Source organism: Paraprevotella xylaniphila YIT 11841 (genome assembly GCF_900683745.1).
Classification (GTDB): domain Bacteria; phylum Bacteroidota; class Bacteroidia; order Bacteroidales; family Bacteroidaceae; genus Paraprevotella; species Paraprevotella xylaniphila.
Genome location: NZ_LR215980.1, coordinates 3,759,328 through 3,780,082, shown reverse-complemented (window position 1 = coordinate 3,780,082; position 20,755 = coordinate 3,759,328). Strand labels below are relative to the sequence as shown.

The 20,755-nt window shown below is 51.5% G+C and carries 10 protein-coding genes, 2 tRNA genes and 3 rRNA genes; 6 read left to right on the top strand and 9 right to left on the bottom strand.

Going from position 1 to position 20,755, the window contains the following annotated elements:
• Nucleotides 1–22: 22 nt before the first annotated feature.
• The 9 genes from E0E47_RS15905 to glmS form a co-directional block, all read right to left on the bottom strand.
• The gene (locus tag E0E47_RS15905) at nucleotides 23–2,053 is read right to left on the bottom strand and encodes a CotH kinase family protein (RefSeq protein WP_130894142.1); all 2,031 of its coding nucleotides are present in this window, start codon (nucleotides 2,051–2,053) and stop codon (nucleotides 23–25) included.
• 299 nt (nucleotides 2,054–2,352) lie between these two features.
• Nucleotides 2,353–2,464 (bottom strand): 5S ribosomal RNA (gene rrf, locus E0E47_RS15900).
• A gap of 115 nt (nucleotides 2,465–2,579) precedes the next feature.
• Nucleotides 2,580–5,473: ribosomal RNA gene (locus E0E47_RS15895) — 23S ribosomal RNA — on the bottom strand.
• Between the two features lie 140 nt (nucleotides 5,474–5,613).
• A tRNA-Ala gene (locus E0E47_RS15890) sits at nucleotides 5,614–5,687 on the bottom strand.
• A 14-nt stretch (nucleotides 5,688–5,701) separates the two neighbouring features.
• Nucleotides 5,702–5,775 (bottom strand) — tRNA-Ile (locus E0E47_RS15885).
• Nucleotides 5,776–5,959: 184 nt separating this feature from the next.
• A 16S ribosomal RNA gene (locus tag E0E47_RS15880) occupies nucleotides 5,960–7,488 on the bottom strand.
• Together the 16S, 23S and 5S rRNA genes with 2 tRNA genes alongside form the textbook arrangement of a ribosomal RNA operon.
• 462 nt (nucleotides 7,489–7,950) lie before the next feature.
• Entirely contained in the window at nucleotides 7,951–9,315 is a 1,365-nt protein-coding gene (locus tag E0E47_RS15875; protein WP_040602452.1) for a dipeptidase, read from the bottom strand.
• A gap of 146 nt (nucleotides 9,316–9,461) precedes the next feature.
• Nucleotides 9,462–12,398 carry a DUF4982 domain-containing protein gene (locus E0E47_RS15870; RefSeq protein WP_130894141.1) on the bottom strand — a complete coding sequence of 979 codons (2,937 nt, stop codon included), beginning with the start codon at nucleotides 12,396–12,398 and terminating at the stop codon, nucleotides 9,462–9,464.
• 467 nt (nucleotides 12,399–12,865) lie between these two features.
• A complete protein-coding gene (gene glmS, locus E0E47_RS15865) occupies nucleotides 12,866–14,713 on the bottom strand; it encodes a glutamine--fructose-6-phosphate transaminase (isomerizing) (RefSeq protein WP_008624375.1) in 1,848 nt (615 codons plus the stop codon).
• Nucleotides 14,714–14,838: 125 nt separating this feature from the next.
• Between glmS and E0E47_RS15860 the strand changes: the two genes are divergently transcribed.
• From E0E47_RS15860 to cobU, 6 genes are all read left to right on the top strand, one after another.
• A complete protein-coding gene (locus E0E47_RS15860) occupies nucleotides 14,839–15,822 on the top strand; it encodes a tetratricopeptide repeat protein (RefSeq protein ID WP_130894140.1) in 984 nt (327 codons plus the stop codon).
• Between the two features lie 293 nt (nucleotides 15,823–16,115).
• Entirely contained in the window at nucleotides 16,116–16,958 is an 843-nt protein-coding gene (locus E0E47_RS15855) for a prephenate dehydratase (RefSeq protein WP_021980905.1), read from the top strand.
• Complete coding sequence (locus E0E47_RS15850) at nucleotides 16,939–18,123, top strand: pyridoxal phosphate-dependent aminotransferase (protein WP_130894139.1); 1,185 nt, start codon at nucleotides 16,939–16,941, stop codon at nucleotides 18,121–18,123. The genes E0E47_RS15855 and E0E47_RS15850 overlap by 20 nt, the downstream gene beginning before the upstream one ends.
• Nucleotides 18,124–18,157: 34 nt before the next feature.
• On the top strand, nucleotides 18,158–19,231 hold the full coding sequence (locus tag E0E47_RS15845; RefSeq protein ID WP_008624367.1) for a bifunctional 3-deoxy-7-phosphoheptulonate synthase/chorismate mutase type II: 1,074 nt from the start codon (nucleotides 18,158–18,160) through the stop codon (nucleotides 19,229–19,231).
• A gap of 24 nt (nucleotides 19,232–19,255) precedes the next feature.
• On the top strand, nucleotides 19,256–20,029 hold the full coding sequence (locus E0E47_RS15840) for a prephenate dehydrogenase (protein ID WP_008624366.1): 774 nt from the start codon (nucleotides 19,256–19,258) through the stop codon (nucleotides 20,027–20,029).
• 146 nt (nucleotides 20,030–20,175) lie between these two features.
• Nucleotides 20,176–20,754, top strand: a complete 579-nt coding sequence (cobU, locus tag E0E47_RS15835) for a bifunctional adenosylcobinamide kinase/adenosylcobinamide-phosphate guanylyltransferase (protein ID WP_172604724.1) — start codon at nucleotides 20,176–20,178, stop codon at nucleotides 20,752–20,754.
• Nucleotide 20,755 lies beyond the last annotated feature (1 nt).

Here is a 20,755-nt window from a genome sequence, read left to right as displayed (position 1 = left end):
CAACGTATATGGAATACACTTGCTATTTAATGGCTACTTTCACCGTACGTTTTGTTTCTTCTTCCATCCAAGTAAGAATATAAATACCCTTTCTAAAAGAAGACAAATCTGCTGTCTGGCTTATTCTAAACTGCATGACACATTCACCATTTGCCGCATAAATGGAAGCATGCCCGTCTATTTGCTTCATGTCATTGGACTCAAAATGCAACTGTTTTGTGTCCGGATTATACAATACCCAATACTGACTCTCGCGACCAGACGATTCCACTGAGGTCTCCCCTTTTGCTTCATCTTTCTCAATACGCCATTGCCGGGTATCTTTCAAACTGTTCTCCGAATCATTGGTCCAACTTAACACACTATTTCCATTTTCCGCAGAACCTCCCGCATTATTTATAGCCAATTGGGTCAGCCTATTGACCAATATGTAAGTGTTGCCTGTATTTACCGGTACAAAACTCCATTGTTGACGGTGTTGGGAACTACGCGGTTTACGTAACTCCAACTGTGTTCCTGTTTTATAAATTTCTCCTTCTTTCACGGCACAGTCGTACAAAGCCAAGCCGCTTTCACGATTGACGATCTGATAGTATTCTCCTACCGCCAGAATCTCCCACTGTTGGGTTTCTCGCTCACGAGCCGGCGACCATGTACATACTTTATCCCCTTCGCTGTCTAAAACATCAATGGCATTGCCTGTACCTTTATTAAAAAGACGATAATAAAATCCCGTATCCAACGTAAACTCCGGAGTAGGTTCTTCCATGCTCCCCATCTCTTCCGCTGCTTTGGCAAAAGTATTCGTCAAATATGCGCAATGCGTATGCAGAAATGATTTTAAATAATCTACCCCCTCCTGATATGTACTAAAAAGCACAATCTCATTATAGTCCCGCCGGTCGATAGGCCACTTCTGGAAATTCATGGCTTGCGAACGGTCTATAACTACAGACATACTGTCGATATAATCCATGACGTGCTCTTCTATCCCACGTGCCAGATACTCCTTCCACGTCCGATTTATCAACTGTACGAACCAAGGATCTTTCCACATTTGTAATACCCACTTCTGTGTCAAGTCTCCTCCAAAACCTTTATTTATCATCAAGCTCTCTGATACATCTCCCACGCGGTTGCAATTATTGAAAGCAATATCGTAATCCCATAAAGGTCCCCAATAGAATTTCTGGTCATCTTTCTTCTTGTACATATAGGTACTCCAGAAACCGTCCACATTACCGGTCAACTCTGTTGAAATATACCAACTGGCCAAAGTCAAGGAATCCACATAAGGACGATATCCCTTTTCCGGATCTGCAAAATCCGAAGAAAACAAGGCATCTTCGAACAATTGCATGTGGTTCTTAATATACTCTATTTGTCTAGGAATAATCACCTCTTCATCCGGAGATTTTACCGTTACCAACACATTACGTTTCGTTTTATAATGTACAGGTTCAGCCGCACCAAAACCATCAACCTCCAAAAAGTATCCACCGGTTATATTAGCACCCTCCGTAGGAATCTCATCCTGTTCATCAATATCCACACGCTTCTTTCTTACTTCCATTTGGTCGGATAGTTGGTAATTACCCAAATATGTACCGTTCAGTATCAAATCCACAAACTGGGCACCGGCCGTAAAAGGCTGTCCGGCAAAATCTCCGATACAGGCAGCCACAGCATTACGAAGCAAAGTTTTATCTGCAAAATTAGCCAACAGTGTCCAACTCTTCGCCTTTGCCCGTTCCGGCCCCATGAATTCCTGCTTTTCGGCAAACTTTATCCTATAAGGTTTCTTATCCAAATTCCAAGTAGAATTTCCACGTCCCCTAACACCTAATGCATCGTACGTCTTCACGCCATTACTGTCTACATAATGCAACACGGCATCCACATAGTCTTCTTTGCTCACTATAGGTCGGCCGCCTTCCGTCTCGATATAAATAGTGGGCAAATCTGTCTGCTGCACGTATTCCTGTGCCTGAAGTTGGAATGTACAGGAGAACAACATCAAAAATAAGCTTAAACTAAGTATTTTTCTTTTCATATCAAATAGATTTATGGTTTCTGCGCGTAAAGGTAATACTTTTTCGTGAGACTTTAAACTCTTAAGCAAAAAAACAAGCGAAAGTCACTTCCAAATTCAATGTAACACCGTCTTTACGCCTTGAGATGGAATGGAAGCAAGTGAGGTCATTTTACAAATTCTCTCTACACAGTGGCTCCCCCCCTTTATGCCTATACAGCATATTAGCGCCGGAGGATGTGAAAGGGGAACCTCGCAACGGCCATAAAAAAACCCGTTCCCCCGCCCGGCATGGGCCGTGCGCGGGGGAACGGAATGGAAAAAGGCGGCTACCTACTCTCCCGCCTTGCGGGCAGTACCATCGGCGAGGGCGGGCTTAACTTCTCTGTTCGGGATGGGAAGAGGTGGGACACCGCCGCTATAGCCACCATGATGGATTCGAACTGCGGCACGCGCCGGGGCGCGGACCGAGTGTGGGACACAAGTCAAACAAACAAAACGAAAGGATGACGAACAGGAATGCCATGTGCGGGCAGGGATACCACGAACGGCGAAAGCTTTCGGGCTATTAGTAGTGCTCGGCTTTGGCGTCGCCGCCTTTACACCTGCACCCTATCCACGTCATCGTCTTTGACGGCCCTCTAAAAGGAAATCTAATCTTGTGGAAGGCTTCGCGCTTAGATGCTTTCAGCGCTTATCCATACCCGACGCGGATACCCGGCGGTGCGCCTGGCGGCACAACCGGCAAACCGGAGGTCGGTCCGGCACGGTCCTCTCGTACTAGTGCCCGAACCACGCAAATTTCCAACGCCCACGATAGATAGAGACCGAACTGTCTCACGACGTTCTGAACCCAGCTCGCGTGCCACTTTAATGGGCGAACAGCCCAACCCTTGGGACCTTCTCCAGCCCCAGGATGTGACGAGCCGACATCGAGGTGCCAAACCACTCCGTCGATATGAGCTCTTGGGAGGGATCAGCCTGTTATCCCCGGAGTACCTTTTATCCTTTGAGCGACGGACCTTCCATGCGGAACCGCCGGATCACTATGCTCCAGTTTCCTGCCTGTGCGGCCTGTCGGCCTCCCAGTCAAGCGCCCTTCTGCCATTACACTCTGCGGCCGGTTACCAATCGGCCTGAGGGCACCTTGAGGAGCCTCCGTTACGCTTTTGGAGGCGACCACCCCAGTCAAACTACCCGCCAAACGCGGTCCTTGTATCCAACAAGTTAGTACCCAGACGGCCAAAGGGCCGTATTTCAACGACGGCTCCAAAGGCACTGGCGTGCCTCATTCTACGCCTCCGGCCTATCCTACACATCGACGGCCCGGGTACAACGTTAAGCTGTAGTAAAGGTTCACGGGGTCTTTTCGTCCCATCGCGGGTAATCGGCATCTTCACCGATACTACAATTTCACTGGGATCACGGTTGAGACAGTGTCCGGATCATTACACCATTCGTGCAGGTCGGAACTTACCCGACAAGGAATTTCGCTACCTTAGGACCGTTATAGTTACGGCCGCCGTTTACCGGGGCTTCAATTCGGGCCTTCTACATAAGTATGAGCCCTCCTCTTAACCTTCCGGCACCGGGCAGGTGTCAGGCTGTATACGGCTTCTTTCGAATTTGCACAGCCCTGTGTTTTTGTTAAACAGTTGCCTGGACCTATTCTCTGCGCCTCGTTTACACGAGGACCCCTTGTTCCGAAGGTACGGGGTCAATTTGCCTAGTTCCTTAACCGTGAATCTCCCAAGCGCCTTAGTATGTTCTACCCGACCACGTGTGTCCGTTTACGGTACGGATGACTTGGTGCTGGAGTTTAGCGGGTTTTCTCGGGAGCATGGTTACCGGCGCTGTCGCGTTGCCCAGAAGGGCGCCGCGTACTTTCGCGCTTCGGCTCGGGAGGTGGGCTTGCCTGCCTCCCTCGTAACCTTTGCGCTTAAACCCCCTTTTCCGTCAGGGGGCGGCCGTGTCACTTCTCCGTCGCCGCGTCACACACCAAGACAGTAACGGAATATTAACCGTTTGATCCATCGCCCTCGCCCTTAGGCTTATGCTTAGGGACCGACTCACCCTGAACCGATTGGCGTTGTTCAGGAAACCTTGGTCTTTCGGCGGGAGGGGATCGCACCCTCCTTATCGTTACTTATACCTACATTTGCTTTTCCATCCGCTCCAGAGCCGCTCGCGCGGCGCCTTCGACGCAGGATGGAATGCTCCCCTACCGATATTCTCATATCCCACGGCTTCGGTAACTGGTTTCATACCCGATTATTATCCACGCCCATCCCCTCGACTAGTGAGCTGTTACGCACTCTTTGAATGAATGGCTGCTTCCAAGCCAACATCCTAGCTGTCTGGGGGGACGGACTGCGTTAGTCTAACTTAACCAGCATTTCGGGACCTTGGCCGGTGGTCTGGATTCTTCTCCTCTCGGGCACGGACCTTAGCACCCGTGCCCTTACTCCATGGATTGGCCGGCGCGCATTCGGAGTTTGTCAGGACTTGACAGGCGGTGAAGCCCTCGCATCCTATCAGTCGCTCTACCTCGCGCCGGGAACTCCACAGGCGGCACCTAAATGCCTTTCGGGGAGTACGAGCTATCTCCGAGTTTGATTGGCCTTTCACTCCTACACTCACCTCATCCAGAAGCTTTTCAACGCTTATTGGTGCGGACCTCCATCCCGTGTTACCGGGACTTCATCCTGGACAAGTGTAGATCACCCGGTTTCGCGTCTGCCACCACCGACTCCTGCGCCCTTTTAAGACTCGCTTCCGCTGCGGCTGCGGGGCTCATGCCCCTTGGCCTTGCCGGTGACGGCAACTCGTAGGTTCATTATGCAAAAGGCACGCCGTCACGCCCAATGGGCGCTCCGACCGCTTGTAGGCGCACGGTTTCAGGATCTTTTTCACTCCCCTAACAGGGGTGCTTTTCACCTTTCCCTCACGGTACTGGTTCACTATCGGTCTCTTACGAGTATTTAGCCTTGCCGGATGGGCCCGGCTGATTCACACAGGATTACACGTGTCCCGCGCTACTCAGGATTCCGCTACGCTTCGCATGGCTTCGTGTAAGGGGCTGTCACCCTCTATGGCGGAACTTTCCAGTTCCTTCCACTCGCCATCACTCTTGCGACATCGCGGTCCTACAACCCCGGCGATGCCTGGACAACGCCGGTTTGGGCTATTCCCCGGTCGCTCGCCACTACTGGGGGAATCATTATTTATTTTCTTCTCCTGCGGGTACTAAGATGTTTCAGTTCCCCGCGTTCGCCTCCCGCTCTCGCGGGATAACGTTTCTTCAAAACGTTGGGTTGCCCCATTCGGATACCCGCGGGTCAATGGCCATTTGCGCCTCACCGCGGCTTGTCGCAGCTTATCACGTCCTTCATCGCCTGTAAGAGCCTAGGCATCCGCCGTGCGCCCTTGAATACTTTCGCCTCGGCCGCCGGCCGCCTTCCACCAGGGAAGATACGGCAGGCGGGCCTGCCTGCACATGTTCGTTAAAACATACCTCGTTCGCTTTCTTTACGTTTTGTCTGTCCAACATGTCAATGATCGCATGCCCCCTCGGGGCCGGGTGGAGAATAACGGATTCGAACCGTTGACCCCCTGCTTGCAAAGCAGGTGCTCTAGCCAGCTGAGCTAATCCCCCCGAAAATACCCGCGTAGTCCCAGGCAGAGTTGAACTGCCGACCTCCACATTATCAGTGTGGCGCTCTGACCAACTGAGCTATGGGACTGGCGTGACCCTGTGACCCGGATGCGGGCGGGCGGCGGAAACGCCACCGGGCGGAAGCTGAGCCTCCTGCATCCCTCACTTATCCTTTTTTAAGCCTCACATACCAAAACAAGAAAGACAGCCGTACAAGAGGAAACTACCCGGGAGCGGACGCGGAATGGACCGTTTTGCGGGAAGGACCCCAGAAAGGAGGTGTTCCAGCCGCACCTTCCGGTACGGCTACCTTGTTACGACTTAGCCCCAATCACCGGTTTTACCCTAGGCCGACCCTCGCGGTCACGGACTTCAGGCACCCCCGGCTTTCATGGCTTGACGGGCGGTGTGTACAAGGCCCGGGAACGTATTCACCGCGCCATGGCTGATGCGCGATTACTAGCGAATCCAGCTTCGTGGAGTCGGGTTGCAGACTCCAGTCCGAACTGAGAGGGGTTTTAGGGATTGGCCAACCGTCACCGGGCAGCGGCCCTCTGTACCCCCCATTGTAACACGTGTGTCGCCCCGGACGTAAGGGCCGTGCTGATTTGACGTCATCCCCACCTTCCTCGCACCTTGCGGTGGCAGTGTCCCCAAAGTGCCCGGCATTACCCGGTGGCAACTGGGGAGGGGGGTTGCGCTCGTTATGGCACTTAAGCCGACACCTCACGGCACGAGCTGACGACAACCATGCAGCACCTTCGCAGGAGTCCCGAAGGAAAGGGCCGTCTCCGGCCCATGCACCTGCGATTCAAGCCCGGGTAAGGTTCCTCGCGTATCATCGAATTAAACCACATGTTCCTCCGCTTGTGCGGGCCCCCGTCAATTCCTTTGAGTTTCACCGTTGCCGGCGTACTCCCCAGGTGGAATGCTTAACGCTTTCGCTTGGCCGCCGACACTATGTCGCCGACAGCGGGCATTCATCGTTTACTGTGCGGACTACCAGGGTATCTAATCCTGTTTGATACCCGCACCTTCGAGCCTCAGCGTCAGTAATGCCCCGGTACAATGCCTGCGCGATCGGAGTTCCTCGTGATATCTAAGCATTTCACCGCTACACCACGAATTCCATGTACCCTGTGCATACTCAAGGCTGCCAGTTTCAACGGCGGAACGCGGTTGAGCCGCGCCATTTGACCGCTGACTTGACTGCCCGCCTACGCTCCCTTTAAACCCAATAAATCCGGATAACGCTCGCATCTTCCGTATTACCGCGGCTGCTGGCACGGAATTAGCCGATGCTTATTCATAAGGTACCTGCAAATGGCCATACATGGCCAACTTTATCCCCTTATAAAAGGAGTTTACAACCCGTAGGGCCGTCGTCCTCCACGCTACTTGGCTGGTTCAGGCTCGCGCCCATTGACCAATATTCCTCACTGCTGCCTCCCGTAGGAGTTTGGACCGTGTCTCAGTTCCAATGTGGGGGACCTTCCTCTCAGAACCCCTACCCATCGTCGCCTTGGTGGGCCGTTACCCCGCCAACAAGCTAATGGGACGCATCCCCATCCTTTACCAATTAATCTTTATTCATCAAGCCATGCGACTAAACGAATTCATCGGGTATTAAACTTCCTTTCAGAAGGCTATCCCCGGGTAAAGGGCAGGTTGGATACGCGTTACTCACCCGTGCGCCGGTCGCCATCAAACTTAGCAAGCTAAGTTCATGCTGCCCCTCGACTTGCATGTGTTAAGCCTGTAGCTAGCGTTCATCCTGAGCCAGGATCAAACTCTCCATTGTAGAATATCTTTTTGACCCGCCTTACGGCGGGGCATATCGTCTGTTCCGGACTCCCCGAACTTGTCACGCCTACCGGCGTGCCGCTCCTGGTTCCCCCTCAACTCGAATGAGGGGTATGACGGTTCGTTTCTTTTTTACCCTTGGACATTTCTCAAAGAGGAAACAACCTCCAAAAAAACATCCAAGCTCTTGTACTACTTTCTCTCTTTATGTAAGACTTTCAATGAACTCTTTCATTTACCGCCCCCGCTCCGCAGCGGCCACACAAGGCCTTGCTTCCCGAAAGCGAGTGCAAAGGTACAACCTTTTACCATAACTGCCAAACGTTTGCCAATAAAAACCGAAAAAAATATCAACCGGATTAATTTACACCTTATTATATTTAACGTATTCCGATGTTTGAATCGCGTCATTCCCCCGCATACCCATATATGAAATCGTCCAGGCTTACGTCTCACGTGTTCAAAGCGTCACGGATTCATGGAATTCCACCACAGCCTCGATACCTTTCCGAAACATATCCAATGGGAAATTCTCATTAGGCGAATGAATCGCATTACTCTCCAAACCGAATCCCATCAAAACAGTCTTGGTTCCCAAAATCTTTTCAAAATCACTTATGATAGGGATACTGCCACCACGGCGCACAGCCAACGGCTTTCGCCCGAACGCCTTGGTGAAACCTTCTTCCGCAGCTTTGTAAGCAGGCAAGGTTATCGGACAGACATAGCCTTCGCCACCGTGCATAGGAGTCACTTTCACCTGCACGTAGTCCGGAGCTATGGATTCGATATAATCGACAAACATCCGGGAAATCTTCTCATGCTGTTGATGGGGAACCAAACGGCAAGACACCTTGGCATAGGCTTTAGACGGCAATACGGTCTTAGAACCCTCTCCCGTATAACCGCCCCAAATACCACACACATCGAACGACGGACGGCAACTATTCCGCTCGATCGTGCTGTATCCGTTCTCTCCTTTCAAAGCATGTACACCGATAGCTTGTTTATAACGTTCCTCGTCAAACGGGATTTCAGACAGCATCCGACGTTCTTCCTCCGACAGTTCTTCCACTTCATCATAAAAACCCGGTATTGTAATACGCCCATCTTCGTCAGTCATACGAGCCAACAAACCACACAATACATTAATCGGATTAGCTACCGCTCCACCGAAATGCCCGGAATGCAAATCACGGTTCGGCCCTGTCACCTCGATTTCCCAGTAAGCCAAACCTCTCAGTCCCGTCGTAAGCGAAGGCAGGTCGAGCGCGAGCATACTGGTGTCGCTCACTAAAATCACATCACAAGCCAACAGCTCACGGTACTCTTGCAGGAAAGCATTCAGACTGGGAGACCCGATTTCTTCTTCCCCCTCCAATATGAATTTGACGTTATGGCACAGAGCCCCTTCCCGCACCATATACTCAAAAGCCTTTAGTTGAATCATAGACTGCCCTTTATCATCATCCGCCCCACGGGCAAATACATGTCCGTCACGCACTTCCGGTTCAAAAGGGTCACTTTTCCATAAGTCCAACGGTTCGGCAGGCATCACATCGTAATGGCCATATACCAAAACCGTTGGCGCATCCTCCCCCACACGCTTTTCCGCATACACCAAAGGATTTCCTGAAGAAGGCATCAACCGCGCTTCATCTGCTCCAGCCTCTAAAAGCAAATCTCTCCAACGTTCGGCACAAGCCACCATATCATTCTTATGCGCCGGGTCGGCACTCACGCTCGGAATGCGAATCAGACTGAACCACTCTTCCAAAAAACGGGCTTCATTTTCTTCGATATACTCTTTTACGCTTTTCGCCATATATTTTCCATTTAAAAATTTCACACTTTGCATTCTTTGCCCAAATATATAGAATATATTCCATTGTCCTGCTATTTTAGACATAAAAAAGCCTTCCGCTCCTTGCAAACAGGAACGGAAGGCCATATTTGCCCAATGTGCCATACTTAAATCTTCTTCGACCAGACGGATGCTTCTCCTGAACGTAACCCGCCCGAAGATACTTTAACCGTAATTTTTCCAGGATTAAACGTCGTCCGCACCGCCACGCGCATCAAACCACCTTCGGCCTGCAACTCCGTATCGCCCGGGGCATGGTATTCCAAAGGTTTTCCTTCCGTGACATAGAAATTGTAAGAACCTTTGTACACCCCTTCGCCTTCCACTTCAAACTTCAACTGGTTGTCGGCAAAAGGACACCAATGCCCATCCTTGTCCACCACGCGCACCGTAGCGATGAAAGCATCCGAAGCATTGGCTTTCAATTCAAATCTTTCCCCGTCCGGTTTTGGTGTCGGTTCTTCGATTTCCACTTCCAAAGCGTACGGCTCGCCGGCAGAGGCGATCTCATCCTCGCAAACGGGACGTTTCCGTTCGTCCAACCCCACGGCCTTGACCGTACCCAGCTCCCATAGGATGCCTTTCCACGTGCAGCGGCGCGTCCGCGCCTCCGGTTCCACAATCCCACGGGATACCCCGTTGACGAAGAGTTCCACATAAGGACAGTTGCTCCACGCATCCACGTCCTGCAATCCCCGGAAGTTCCAATGGCTCTGCAAGGCCACACCGGGACGCTCGTCGAAAGGCACCCAAACGGCTTTCTCGAAAATCCGGTACAGCAATTTCGGGAAGCGGTTGCCGTCCATGGCGCACGAACCAAGGCTCTTTTGGTTGCGCATGCCGTTGAGGTAAATGGTGTACCCCTCCCCATACGTCTCGGCCAACATCCAATTAATCCATCCGCATGCGCGTTTGTCCATATTATCAAAATAATTATTCACATAGTCCATCGAGAACTCTTTTTCATTATCGTAGTCGAAACGGGCGATGCACCAACTGGGCAAGCCCGACCAGTTCGTCCCGTAGACTTCCGTATTCCACGAAGGACTTCCTTCCACTTTCTCATAACGGTTTGTATAACCTATCACGACCGGTTCGTTCTTGTCCCACTCCGGTGGGTAACCGTCGCGGTTCTGCACGAGACGCGGTTGGATGTAATCCCATTTCTTCACTTGTTCCAGCGTATAAGACGGCAGGTATTTCTCCCCATCGTACGCCAAACCATTATTCGACTCCCAAATGACCACGCACGGATTGTTCCGGTAGGCCACCATCACATCGCGGTCGTACTCCCTTTTGTAAGTAATAGCCGGTTCGTCCTTCAACGCCCATTCATTGTCGCCGCTGTTGACAACCAACAAGATGCCGTAGCGGTCGCAAGCCTCGAACACTTCGGGAAAAGGCGGTTGGTGCCCCACGCGCAGCGTGTTGCCGCCGCACCGCGCTATCCGGGCCATGTCATTCCACCAGAAAGCCGCAGGGACAGCGGCCCCCAATCCCGGGTAATTATTCCGGTAACCGAAGCCGCGCAAAAAACATTTCTCACCGTTGACATAGCAAAAATCCTCGTCCCACGTGATTTGCCGGATGCCCCACAGACGGCTTTGCCTGTCCACCAGTCGTCCGTCCACGTAAACTTCATTCTCCACCTTATATAAATAAGGTGTACCGGAAGTCCCTATCGGATACCACAAACGGGGACGCTCCACCACTCCCGTCCGGTCAAACAATACGGTCTGACCGCCTGCGGCACGACGTGTGTCCTTGAAAGCCAAAGCGGTCTTGCCTTTCGCATCCTTCAGATATGTGCGCAGCTCCACGTCGCACGCTTCCGTACCCGCATTCTCCACGTTCACCTGAAAACGTACTTCGGCTTTGTCTTTGGTAGCCGACACCGTCCCGAAGTAAGTTCCCCACTTGCCCATAGGAGAATAAGAATCAAAAGGAATGTGCACCTTGTTCTTCTTGTGCAGGTAGACGGGGCAGACGATACCTCCCATGGCCTGACCGAAGCCTTCGTTGGTCCCGAAACCGGGCCAAGTGAAAAACGTGCCCTCGGCATTGGACACCCTTACCGCAATCTGGTTCTCTTTTCCATAACGCAAATAAGGCGTAATGTCCACCACGAAAGGCAATGCACTCCCCACATGGGTCACAGCTTCCGGCTGCTTCACCTTTGTATTGCTTCTTATCGGAGTTCCGTTCACATACACCGTTGCCCCTATGTTCACTCCCTGAAACTCCAAGAAGAACATCTGCCCACGGTCTTTTTCGTCTATGGTTATTTTCTTACGATACCACGCTTCTCCACGCCAACAACGCTCTCCCGTACTGGTATTCAAATAAGTGTCCTGCTCATTATAACAATGAGGAATCCCTACCGTCTGCCATCCGGTATCGTCGAACGAAAGCGAAGCCATGGCCCCGGCCTGTTCATAATCCTGCCCTGCTTTAGGGTTCACTTCCACTTCACTCAACGTTACAGGCACATCCTGTCCCTGTTCTGCCTTGCATTTCAATCCGGAAAAACGCACATAACGTGCCGTCCCCTTAACTTTCAAATTCAAATAAGTAGCCGTCACCGTCTCGGTATACCCCACCGTTCCGGTATGCCCCACGGTCGTAAAGTCGCCCTCTTTATGGAGCACACAGAGTTTCTTTCCTTCCGAAAGGGTTTGCCAAGTACTACCGTCGGCGGATACTTCCAACTTGACCTCTGCAAACCTCGTCCGGTCCGTGTCGAACCACAGTTTCACAGAAGATAAGGAAACGGACTTGCCCAAATCCACGCTCCATATTCCTCCTTCCGGAGCATCTCCAAGTTTCCAGTCCGAATGGATATCACCGTCGTGAACCACGGGAACGGACTTTCCGTCCAAACACACCTGCGCGTCTTTCGCCAAATTGATTTCCTGACGCACCACTTTCGTAAATTTCCATGGAGTATCCCCCAAATTAATACGTGTAGACACACTTTTAGCCTGCCCGCCACTCGCAAAAGCCAACAAGCATAGACACATTGACAATAAGTCTTTTCTTTTCATGTCGAAAAACTGTAAATTAAGTTTTTTAGGTTGTGATTATTTTTAAAGAACCGGTCCCGCATTTCCTTGCCTTCTACCACGGGGAAATGCCATCCGATTTCACATTAAAGTTCGTAAAAGTCCATCGTTTTTGCAAGCGGAAGAACAAAAATTAACGGTGTGTACGCGCCCAACACAGTTCACCAACGGGCACAAAGGGCTTTATACCGGAAAACATGGCTTCCTGCACGAAGGACAAACCGTAAAAGCCATCCCAAGACAGAAAAAACGTAAAGATTCATAAAAACAGAATCTCATTTGATTTTCAAGCATTTGAATCCTCAAAATCAATCTGCGGAGAATGAAAAATCAATCTGCGCCAAACGAAAAATCAATCAAAGGAGATTGAAAAAACGTTTGGCGCAGATTGATTTTTGTATATAAGTTTCCTACGAAAATACCAGAAAACGAAATAAGCCGAAATACGATTACTCCACCGTGACCGACTTGGCCAAATTACGTGGTTGATCCACATCCTTGCCCTTGCATACGGCTATATGGTAGGCCAACAACTGCAAAGGGACGGAAACCACCAACGGCTCGAAACATTCCATTGTCTCGGGAAGTTCTATCACCTCGTCCGCCAAATCCCGTATCTTCGTGTCGCCTTTCGTCACGAGCGCAATGACACGTCCCTGACGGGCTTTTACCTCCTGGATATTGCTGATGAGCTTTTCGTACATCCCGTTGCGTGTGGCGATGACAAACACCGGCATTTCCGAATCGATGAGCGCAATGGGACCATGCTTCATCTCAGCAGCCGGGTAGCCTTCGGCATGGATATAAGAAATTTCCTTCAACTTCAAGGCGCCCTCGAGCGCCACAGGATAACAGTAGCCGCGCCCCAGATAGAGGCAGTTGTGCGCATAGGTGAAAATCTTGGCCATCTGGGCTATCTGTTCATTAGCCTTTAGTGCCTCTTTCATTTTCTCGGGTATGGCCACCAACTCCCGCACCATCTTGACATACTCATCCTGCGAAATCGTCCCGCGCGCCTTGGCCAAAGCCAACGTCAACATGGCTAATACCGTCACCTGCCCCGTGAACGCCTTTGTAGAAGCCACGCCTATTTCCGGCCCCACATGGATGTAAGCCCCGGTATGCGTGGCCCGAGGTATGGAAGCACCCACGGAATTACAGATACCGAACACGAACGCCCCTTGCTTGCGTGCCAGTTCGATGGCGGCCAACGTGTCGGCCGTCTCGCCGGACTGCGATATGGCAATCACTACGTCGGTAGGCAAAATGACGGGATTACGGTAGCGGAACTCTGAAGCATATTCCACGTATACGGGAATACGGCAATAGTTCTCGATAAGTTGTTGGCCAATAAGCCCCGCATGCCATGACGTTCCGCATGCCACGATAATAAAACGGCTCGCGCTCAACAACTTGTCCTTGTGGTCGATGACCGCCGAAAGCGTCACGTTGTCGGCATCTATGTTGATGCGCCCGCGCATGCAATCAAGCAGGCAATCCGGCTGCTCGAAAATCTCCTTGAGCATGAAATACGGATAGCCTCCCTTTTCCAGTTGGCCAAGATTGATGTCCACCGTTTTCACCGTAGGGTGCATGCGCGTGTTGTCCATATCCACCACCTTCAGCTCGTCTCCGGGACGGATGACGGCGATGTCCCCGTCTTCCAAGTACACCACCTTGTCAGTGTATTCCACAATAGGGGTGGCATCCGAGGCCAGATAAAACTCATTGTCGCGCCCGATGCCCACCACCAACGGACTGCTCTTGCGTGCGGCGATGATTTGTTCGGGATGCCTTTTGTCCAATATCGCGATGGCATAGGCACCGATGACCTCATGCAAGGCCACTTGCACGGCACCCAACAAATCCAAATCATTGCTCACCTGGATATATTCAATGAGCTGCACCAACACTTCGGAATCCGTCTGGCTGCGGAACTTCACGCCGCGTTGCTGCAAACGTTCCTTCAACGTGGCATAGTTCTCGATGATGCCGTTATGGATCAGCGCCAGGTTGCCCGATGCCGAATAATGGGGATGGGCGTTTTCTGCACATGGTTCGCCATGCGTGGCCCAACGCGTATGGGCGATACCGATATGCCCGCTCACGTCTTTTGCTTCCACCGAGCGTTCCAAATCGCTGACCTTGCCTTTCGCCTTATACACATTCAAATCTCCCGAATTACTGATCAAAGCCACGCCGGCACTGTCATAACCACGGTACTCCAGACGCTTAAGTCCTTTTATCAAAATGGGGTAAGCCTCTCTCTTACCTATATATCCGACTATTCCACACATATTCCATTTATTTTTCCAAAAGCAAACTTAGTAAAGTCTAAACGCTTAAACATGATTTATCGTACAAATGTACGTTATTTTAAGCAATTTTAGTATATTTGCGCACAGAAAAAAACGAGAATAAAATGGGATTTCTAAAAACATTGTTCGGCGCCCGGGAAGAGTCCCCGGAAGAAAAAACCGAGAAACGCCGCGAGCGGGATTTTAACGTACTGAAATATGACGGTGTACGCGCCTGTAAAATGGGGGAGGTCAAATATGCCATACGTTGTTTCCGCGAAGCACTTGCCCTCCGGAACGATTCCGAAACCGCAAGTTATCTGGCCGAAGCCTTGCTCTCCGACAAACAGGCTGAAGAAGGCCGGAGCATATTGGCAAAACTGGCCGAAGAACTGCCGGACCATATCGGCGTACGGTTGGCCATGGCCCGTGCCGATGAAATGATGCAGGATTATACGCGCATGGACGAAGATTGCCAGGCCGCCTTGCAAATCGACAGTTGCCATGCCGGAGCGCTCTACCGCTCGGCCCAAGCCAAACATGCCTTGCACGACGAACTGAACGCCGTGGCCCTGTTGACACAAGCCATCGTACAGGACGGCCATTTGACGGAAGCTTACCTGTTGCGCGCAGAAATCCTCCGCGCCATGGGCAGCCTGACAGAAGCCGAAGCCGACATCGACCACTTACTTGAAAGCGAGGAAACACGACCTGCACCCGAAGAAGCCGTAATGTTGAAAGCCGCACTGCGACTGCAGCAAGGGGATGCTCCCACAGCCATTACCTATTATAATAAGGTGAAAACGCAAAACCCTCTAATGGGAGAAGCGTACGTGGGACTCAGCACGGCATACGCCGCCAACCGTCAGCTCGACCGGGCACTGTCCACACTGGACGAAGCCGTGGAACTCATGCCGGACTTCAGCGAAGGATACAAAGAACGCGGACGCATCAAACTGATGCTCAACGACAAGGCCGGGGCGACCGATGACCTGAAAAAAGCGTTGGAAACCTCTCCGGAAGCAGCCAAGGCCGTCGAAGGACAGTTCAGCAACATAGAACAAGAGATGAACGGACAATACAAAAACCGTAACCCTTACGGTTTCTAAATGTAATCAAAATCAGGTATTCTTTCACATTTTTCCCGTTTAAGAGGAAAAAAGCGGCGAAAACATTTGCCGGGAATGAAAAAATCCCTAATTTTGCAACAGATTCAAAAATACGAAGATGAAAGAATTATTCAACACATATTTTTATTTCTTCTTTTACTTTTACTTTAGCCATAAAGTGAAGCGGGAGTTCGTATGTGTACCAAACAGAGAATTATACTAATCCAATAAGACATGAGGTCCCGCTTCCCACCGAAGCGGGACTTTTTTGTAAAAACGACAAAACAAAAACAATGAAACGAATTGCAATCCAAGGTATCAAAGGGTCGTACCACGACATGGCCGCCCACTACTTCTTCGACAAAGAGGACATAGAACTTATCTGCTGCTCCACCTTTGAAGAAGTATTTGCCACGGTAAAGGACGACAGTACGGTACTCGGTATGGCTGCCATCGAGAATACCATAGCGGGCAGCCTGTTGCACAATTACGAGTTGCTTTGCGACAGTGGACTTACCATCGTAGGCGAGCATAAGCTGCGCATTTCCCACAGCCTGCTTTGCCTCCCGGACGACAACATAGAGGACATCACCGAGGTACATTCCCATCCGGTAGCCCTGATGCAATGCCGCGAATTCCTGGCCCGGCATCCTCGTCTGAAAGTCGTGGAAGGAGAAGATACGGCCGGCTCGGCGGAAATCATCAGCCGGGAACAACTGCGCGGACAAGCCGCCATCTGTTCCAAATTCGCAGCCCCGCTGTACGGCATGAAAGTATTGGAAGAAGGCATCGAGACCAACAAACACAATTTCACCCGTTTTCTGGTCTTCAGCCAACCGCAACGCGCCAACCTGCTGCGTGATATACGCCAGACCAACAAAGCCAGCCTGGTATTCACCCTTCCCCACGAAGAAGGCTCGCTCTCGCAGGTGTTGTCCATCCTTTCTTTCTATAAATTGAACCTGACCAAAATACAATCCCTCCCCCTCGTGGGAAAAGAGTGGCAATATATGTTTTACGTAGACTTGGGCTTCGACGATTATACCCGCTATTCACAAAGCATAGATGCCATTACCCCGCTGACCAAAGAACTCAAAATATTAGGAGAATATCAAGATGGAAGACAAACTATATAAATTCCGCATACAGCCAGCCGAACGGCTGAGTTCCGTACAGGAATACTATTTCTCAGTGAAACTCAAAGAAGTGGCACGCATGAACGCCGAAGGTAAGGACGTTATCAGCCTGGCTATCGGAAGTCCGGACATGCCCCCTTCGCCCCAAACCATAGAAACGCTGTGCGAAGAAGCCCGACATGCAGACGCACACGGCTACCAACCCACAACGGGCATCCCCGAACTGCGCCGGGCCATGGCCGATTTCTACAAACGGTGGTACGACGTGGATTTGGACCCGGCCTGCGAAATACAGCCGCTTATCGGCTCCAAGGAAGGCATACTCCACGTCACGTTGGCCCTGGCCAATCCGGGCGACCGCGTGTTGGTGCCCAATCCGGGATACCCCACCTACACGTCGCTCAGCAAAATCCTCGGCCAACAAATCACCTATTATGACTTGCAGCCCGAAAACGGTTGGCAACCCGACTTCAAAGCCTTGGAAGAAATGGACCTGACGGGCGTGAAAATCCTATGGACCAACTATCCCAACATGCCGACGGGTGCCAACGCCCGGCGCGAAACGTACGAAAAACTGGTAGACTTCGCCTTGCGCCACAACCTTGTCATCGTGAACGACAACCCGTATAGCTTCATCCTGAACCACGAACGGCTCAGCATCCTGCAAGTCCCTGGCGCCAAACGCTGCTGCATCGAGTTCAACTCCATGAGCAAGAGCCACAACATGCCGGGTTGGCGCGTAGGCATGTTGGCCACGAACGCGGAATTCGTGCAATGGATTCTCAAAGTGAAGAGCAATATCGACTCGGGAACCTTCCGCCCAATGCAGCTCGCAGCAGCAGCAGCCTACCGGAACGATGCCCAATGGCACGAAGAAGCCAACATACACGTGTACGCCGAACGCCGGGCACTGGCCGAGGAAATCATGCGCACACTGGGCTGCACCTTCGACCCGACGCAAGTGGGCATGTTCCTTTGGGGGCGCATCCCGGAAAGTTGCGACAACGTGGAACAACTTACGGAGAAGATTCTGCACGAGGCACGGGTCTTCATCACGCCGGGATTCATCTTCGGCAGTAACGGTAACCGGTATATCCGGATTTCGCTTTGCGCCAAAAAAGAGAAAATAGCCGAAGCTTTGGAACGTATCCGAAAAGTATTTTAAGCACCAAAAAGCATTGAATTAAAAACATAACGATATGGACGATTTACGATTAACTTCCCTGAACCTTCCGGGAATAGACGAAAACAAGCGACCACTCGTCATCGCCGGCCCCTGCAGTGCCGAAACTGAGGAACAAGTCATGGCCACCGCCCGGCAACTGGCCGAAAAAGGATTCAAGATATTCCGTGCCGGTGTATGGAAGCCGCGTACCAAACCGGGAGGATTCGAAGGTATGGGCGAGACGGCATTACCCTGGCTGCAACGCGTCAAGGAAGAGACCGGCATGCTGATAGCCACCGAAGTGGCCATGCCCAAGCATGTGGAAGCGTCTCTCAAAGCCGGAGTGGACTTACTTTGGGTCGGAGCACGTACTACAGCTAATCCTTTCGCCATGCAGGAGCTGGCCGATTCCCTCAAAGGTGTGGACATCCCGGTTTTGGTCAAAAATCCGGTGAATCCCGACATCGAACTTTGGATAGGAGCCTTACAGCGCATCAACGGGGCAGGCATCACCCGTTTGGGGGCCATCCACCGCGGATTCTCCAGCATCGACCAGAAAATCTACCGCAATGCTCCCATGTGGCACATCCCCATCGAACTGCACCGCCGTTTCCCCAACTTGCCCCTCATCTGCGACCCGAGCCACATCGGCGGACGCCGCGACTTGATTGCCCCGCTCTGCCAACAGGCCATGGATATGGGCTTCAACGGATTGATAGTAGAAAGCCACTGTAACCCGGATTGTGCATGGAGCGACGCCAAACAACAAGTCATGCCCGATGTGCTCGACTTCATACTTGACCGTCTGGTGGTACGCGAGAACGTGGAAATGACAGAAAGCCTGTCAGCCCTGCGCAAACAGATAGATACCTTGGACAATGACCTGATGGACCTGTTGACCCGCAGGATGCGTGTGAGCCGCGAAATCGCGACCTATAAAAAGGAACACGACATGGCCGTGGTGCAAACCGGACGCTACTCTGAAATCCTTGACAAACGGGGGGCGCAAGGCGTACTCTGTGGAATGGACGCAGATTTCGTCAGGAAAATCTATGAAGCCATCCACGAGGAAAGCGTACGCCAACAAATGGACATCATTAACAAGTAAGCACGGACAAAAAGAACAAACATCATGAGAATACTCATTTTAGGAGCCGGGAAAATGGGCTCATTCTTCGTGGACTTGCTGAGTTTCGACCATGAGACGGCAGTATACGACATCGATGCCAAACGGCTACGGTTCATGTACAATACGCAACGTTTCACCTCGATGGACGAAATAGACGCATTCCGCCCCGAACTGGTCATCAATGCCGTGACACTGAAATATACACTGGATGTCTTCCGACAAGTGATTCCCCACCTGCCTCAAGACTGTATCCTGAGCGACATTTCGTCCGTCAAAACGGGATTCAAGGAGTTTTATGAAGGTGCAGGCATGCGTTATGTCAGCACACACCCCATGTTCGGCCCCACGTTTGCCAACTTAGGCAGCCTGAACCACGAGAACGCCATTGTCATCAACGAAGGCGACTATATGGGACGCATCTTTTTCCGTGACTTATACAGTCGGCTCGGATTACATGTCTGCGAATACTCGTTCGAGGAACATGATGAGACCATGGCCTACTCGCTCAGTATTCCTTTCGTATCGACTTTCACCTTCGCTGCGGTGATGAAACATCAGGATGCCCCGGGCACGACATTCAAACGCCATCTGAAAATAGCCCAGGGCGTGCTGAGCGAAGACGACTGCCTCCTTCGGGAAATCCTTTTCAACCCGCGTACCAAAAGTCATGTGGAGCGCATCCGCGAAGAGTTGAAAAGCCTCATCCACATCATCGACGAGCGCGACGAAGAAGGGCTGAACCGCTACCTGACACGTATCCGGGAAAACATCAAATAAAAAACGCCCGAAGGCTCCATACCCAACCGCAAGCCCGGACCCACTCTACAAGCGTCCGGACCTGCGGTTGGACTTTTTTTGAAAAAGGGAACGATTTCCAATAACCACGGACATGAATAGGAAAATAAATGGCTATCTTTGCGGACATGAAAAGAATTATTCTGATTACAGGAGGAGAACGCTCCGGTAAAAGCATGTATGCCGAACAGTTGGCACTGCGACTGTCCGAACAGCCTGTTTACATGGCCACGGCACGCATTTGGGACGAGGAGTTCCGCCAACGCGTACATATCCACCGCGAACGGCGAGGCCCGCAATGGACCAACATTGAGGAAGAAAAATACCTGAGCCGCCACGACCTGAGGGGACGGACGGTGTTGGTGGATTGCGTCACGCTGTGGACCACGAATTTTTTTTTCGACTATACGCCGCAGCCGGGTTCTCGGGTTCCGAATCCCTCCGACACCGTGGAAAGCCGACAGGCCCAAGCCGGAATCCGGCAAGTAGAGGAGACGCTGCAAGCCGTGAAAGAAGAATTCCTGCGCTTCACTTCGCAGGAGGCGACTTTCATATTCGTAACCAACGAAATCGGGATGGGAGGCGTATCGACTAACGAAGTGCAACGCCGCTTTACCGACTTGTTGGGTTGGACCAACCAATTCGTAGCGTCCCAGGCCGATGAGGTCTACCTGATGGTGAGCGGTATCCCTGTGAAAATCAAATGAA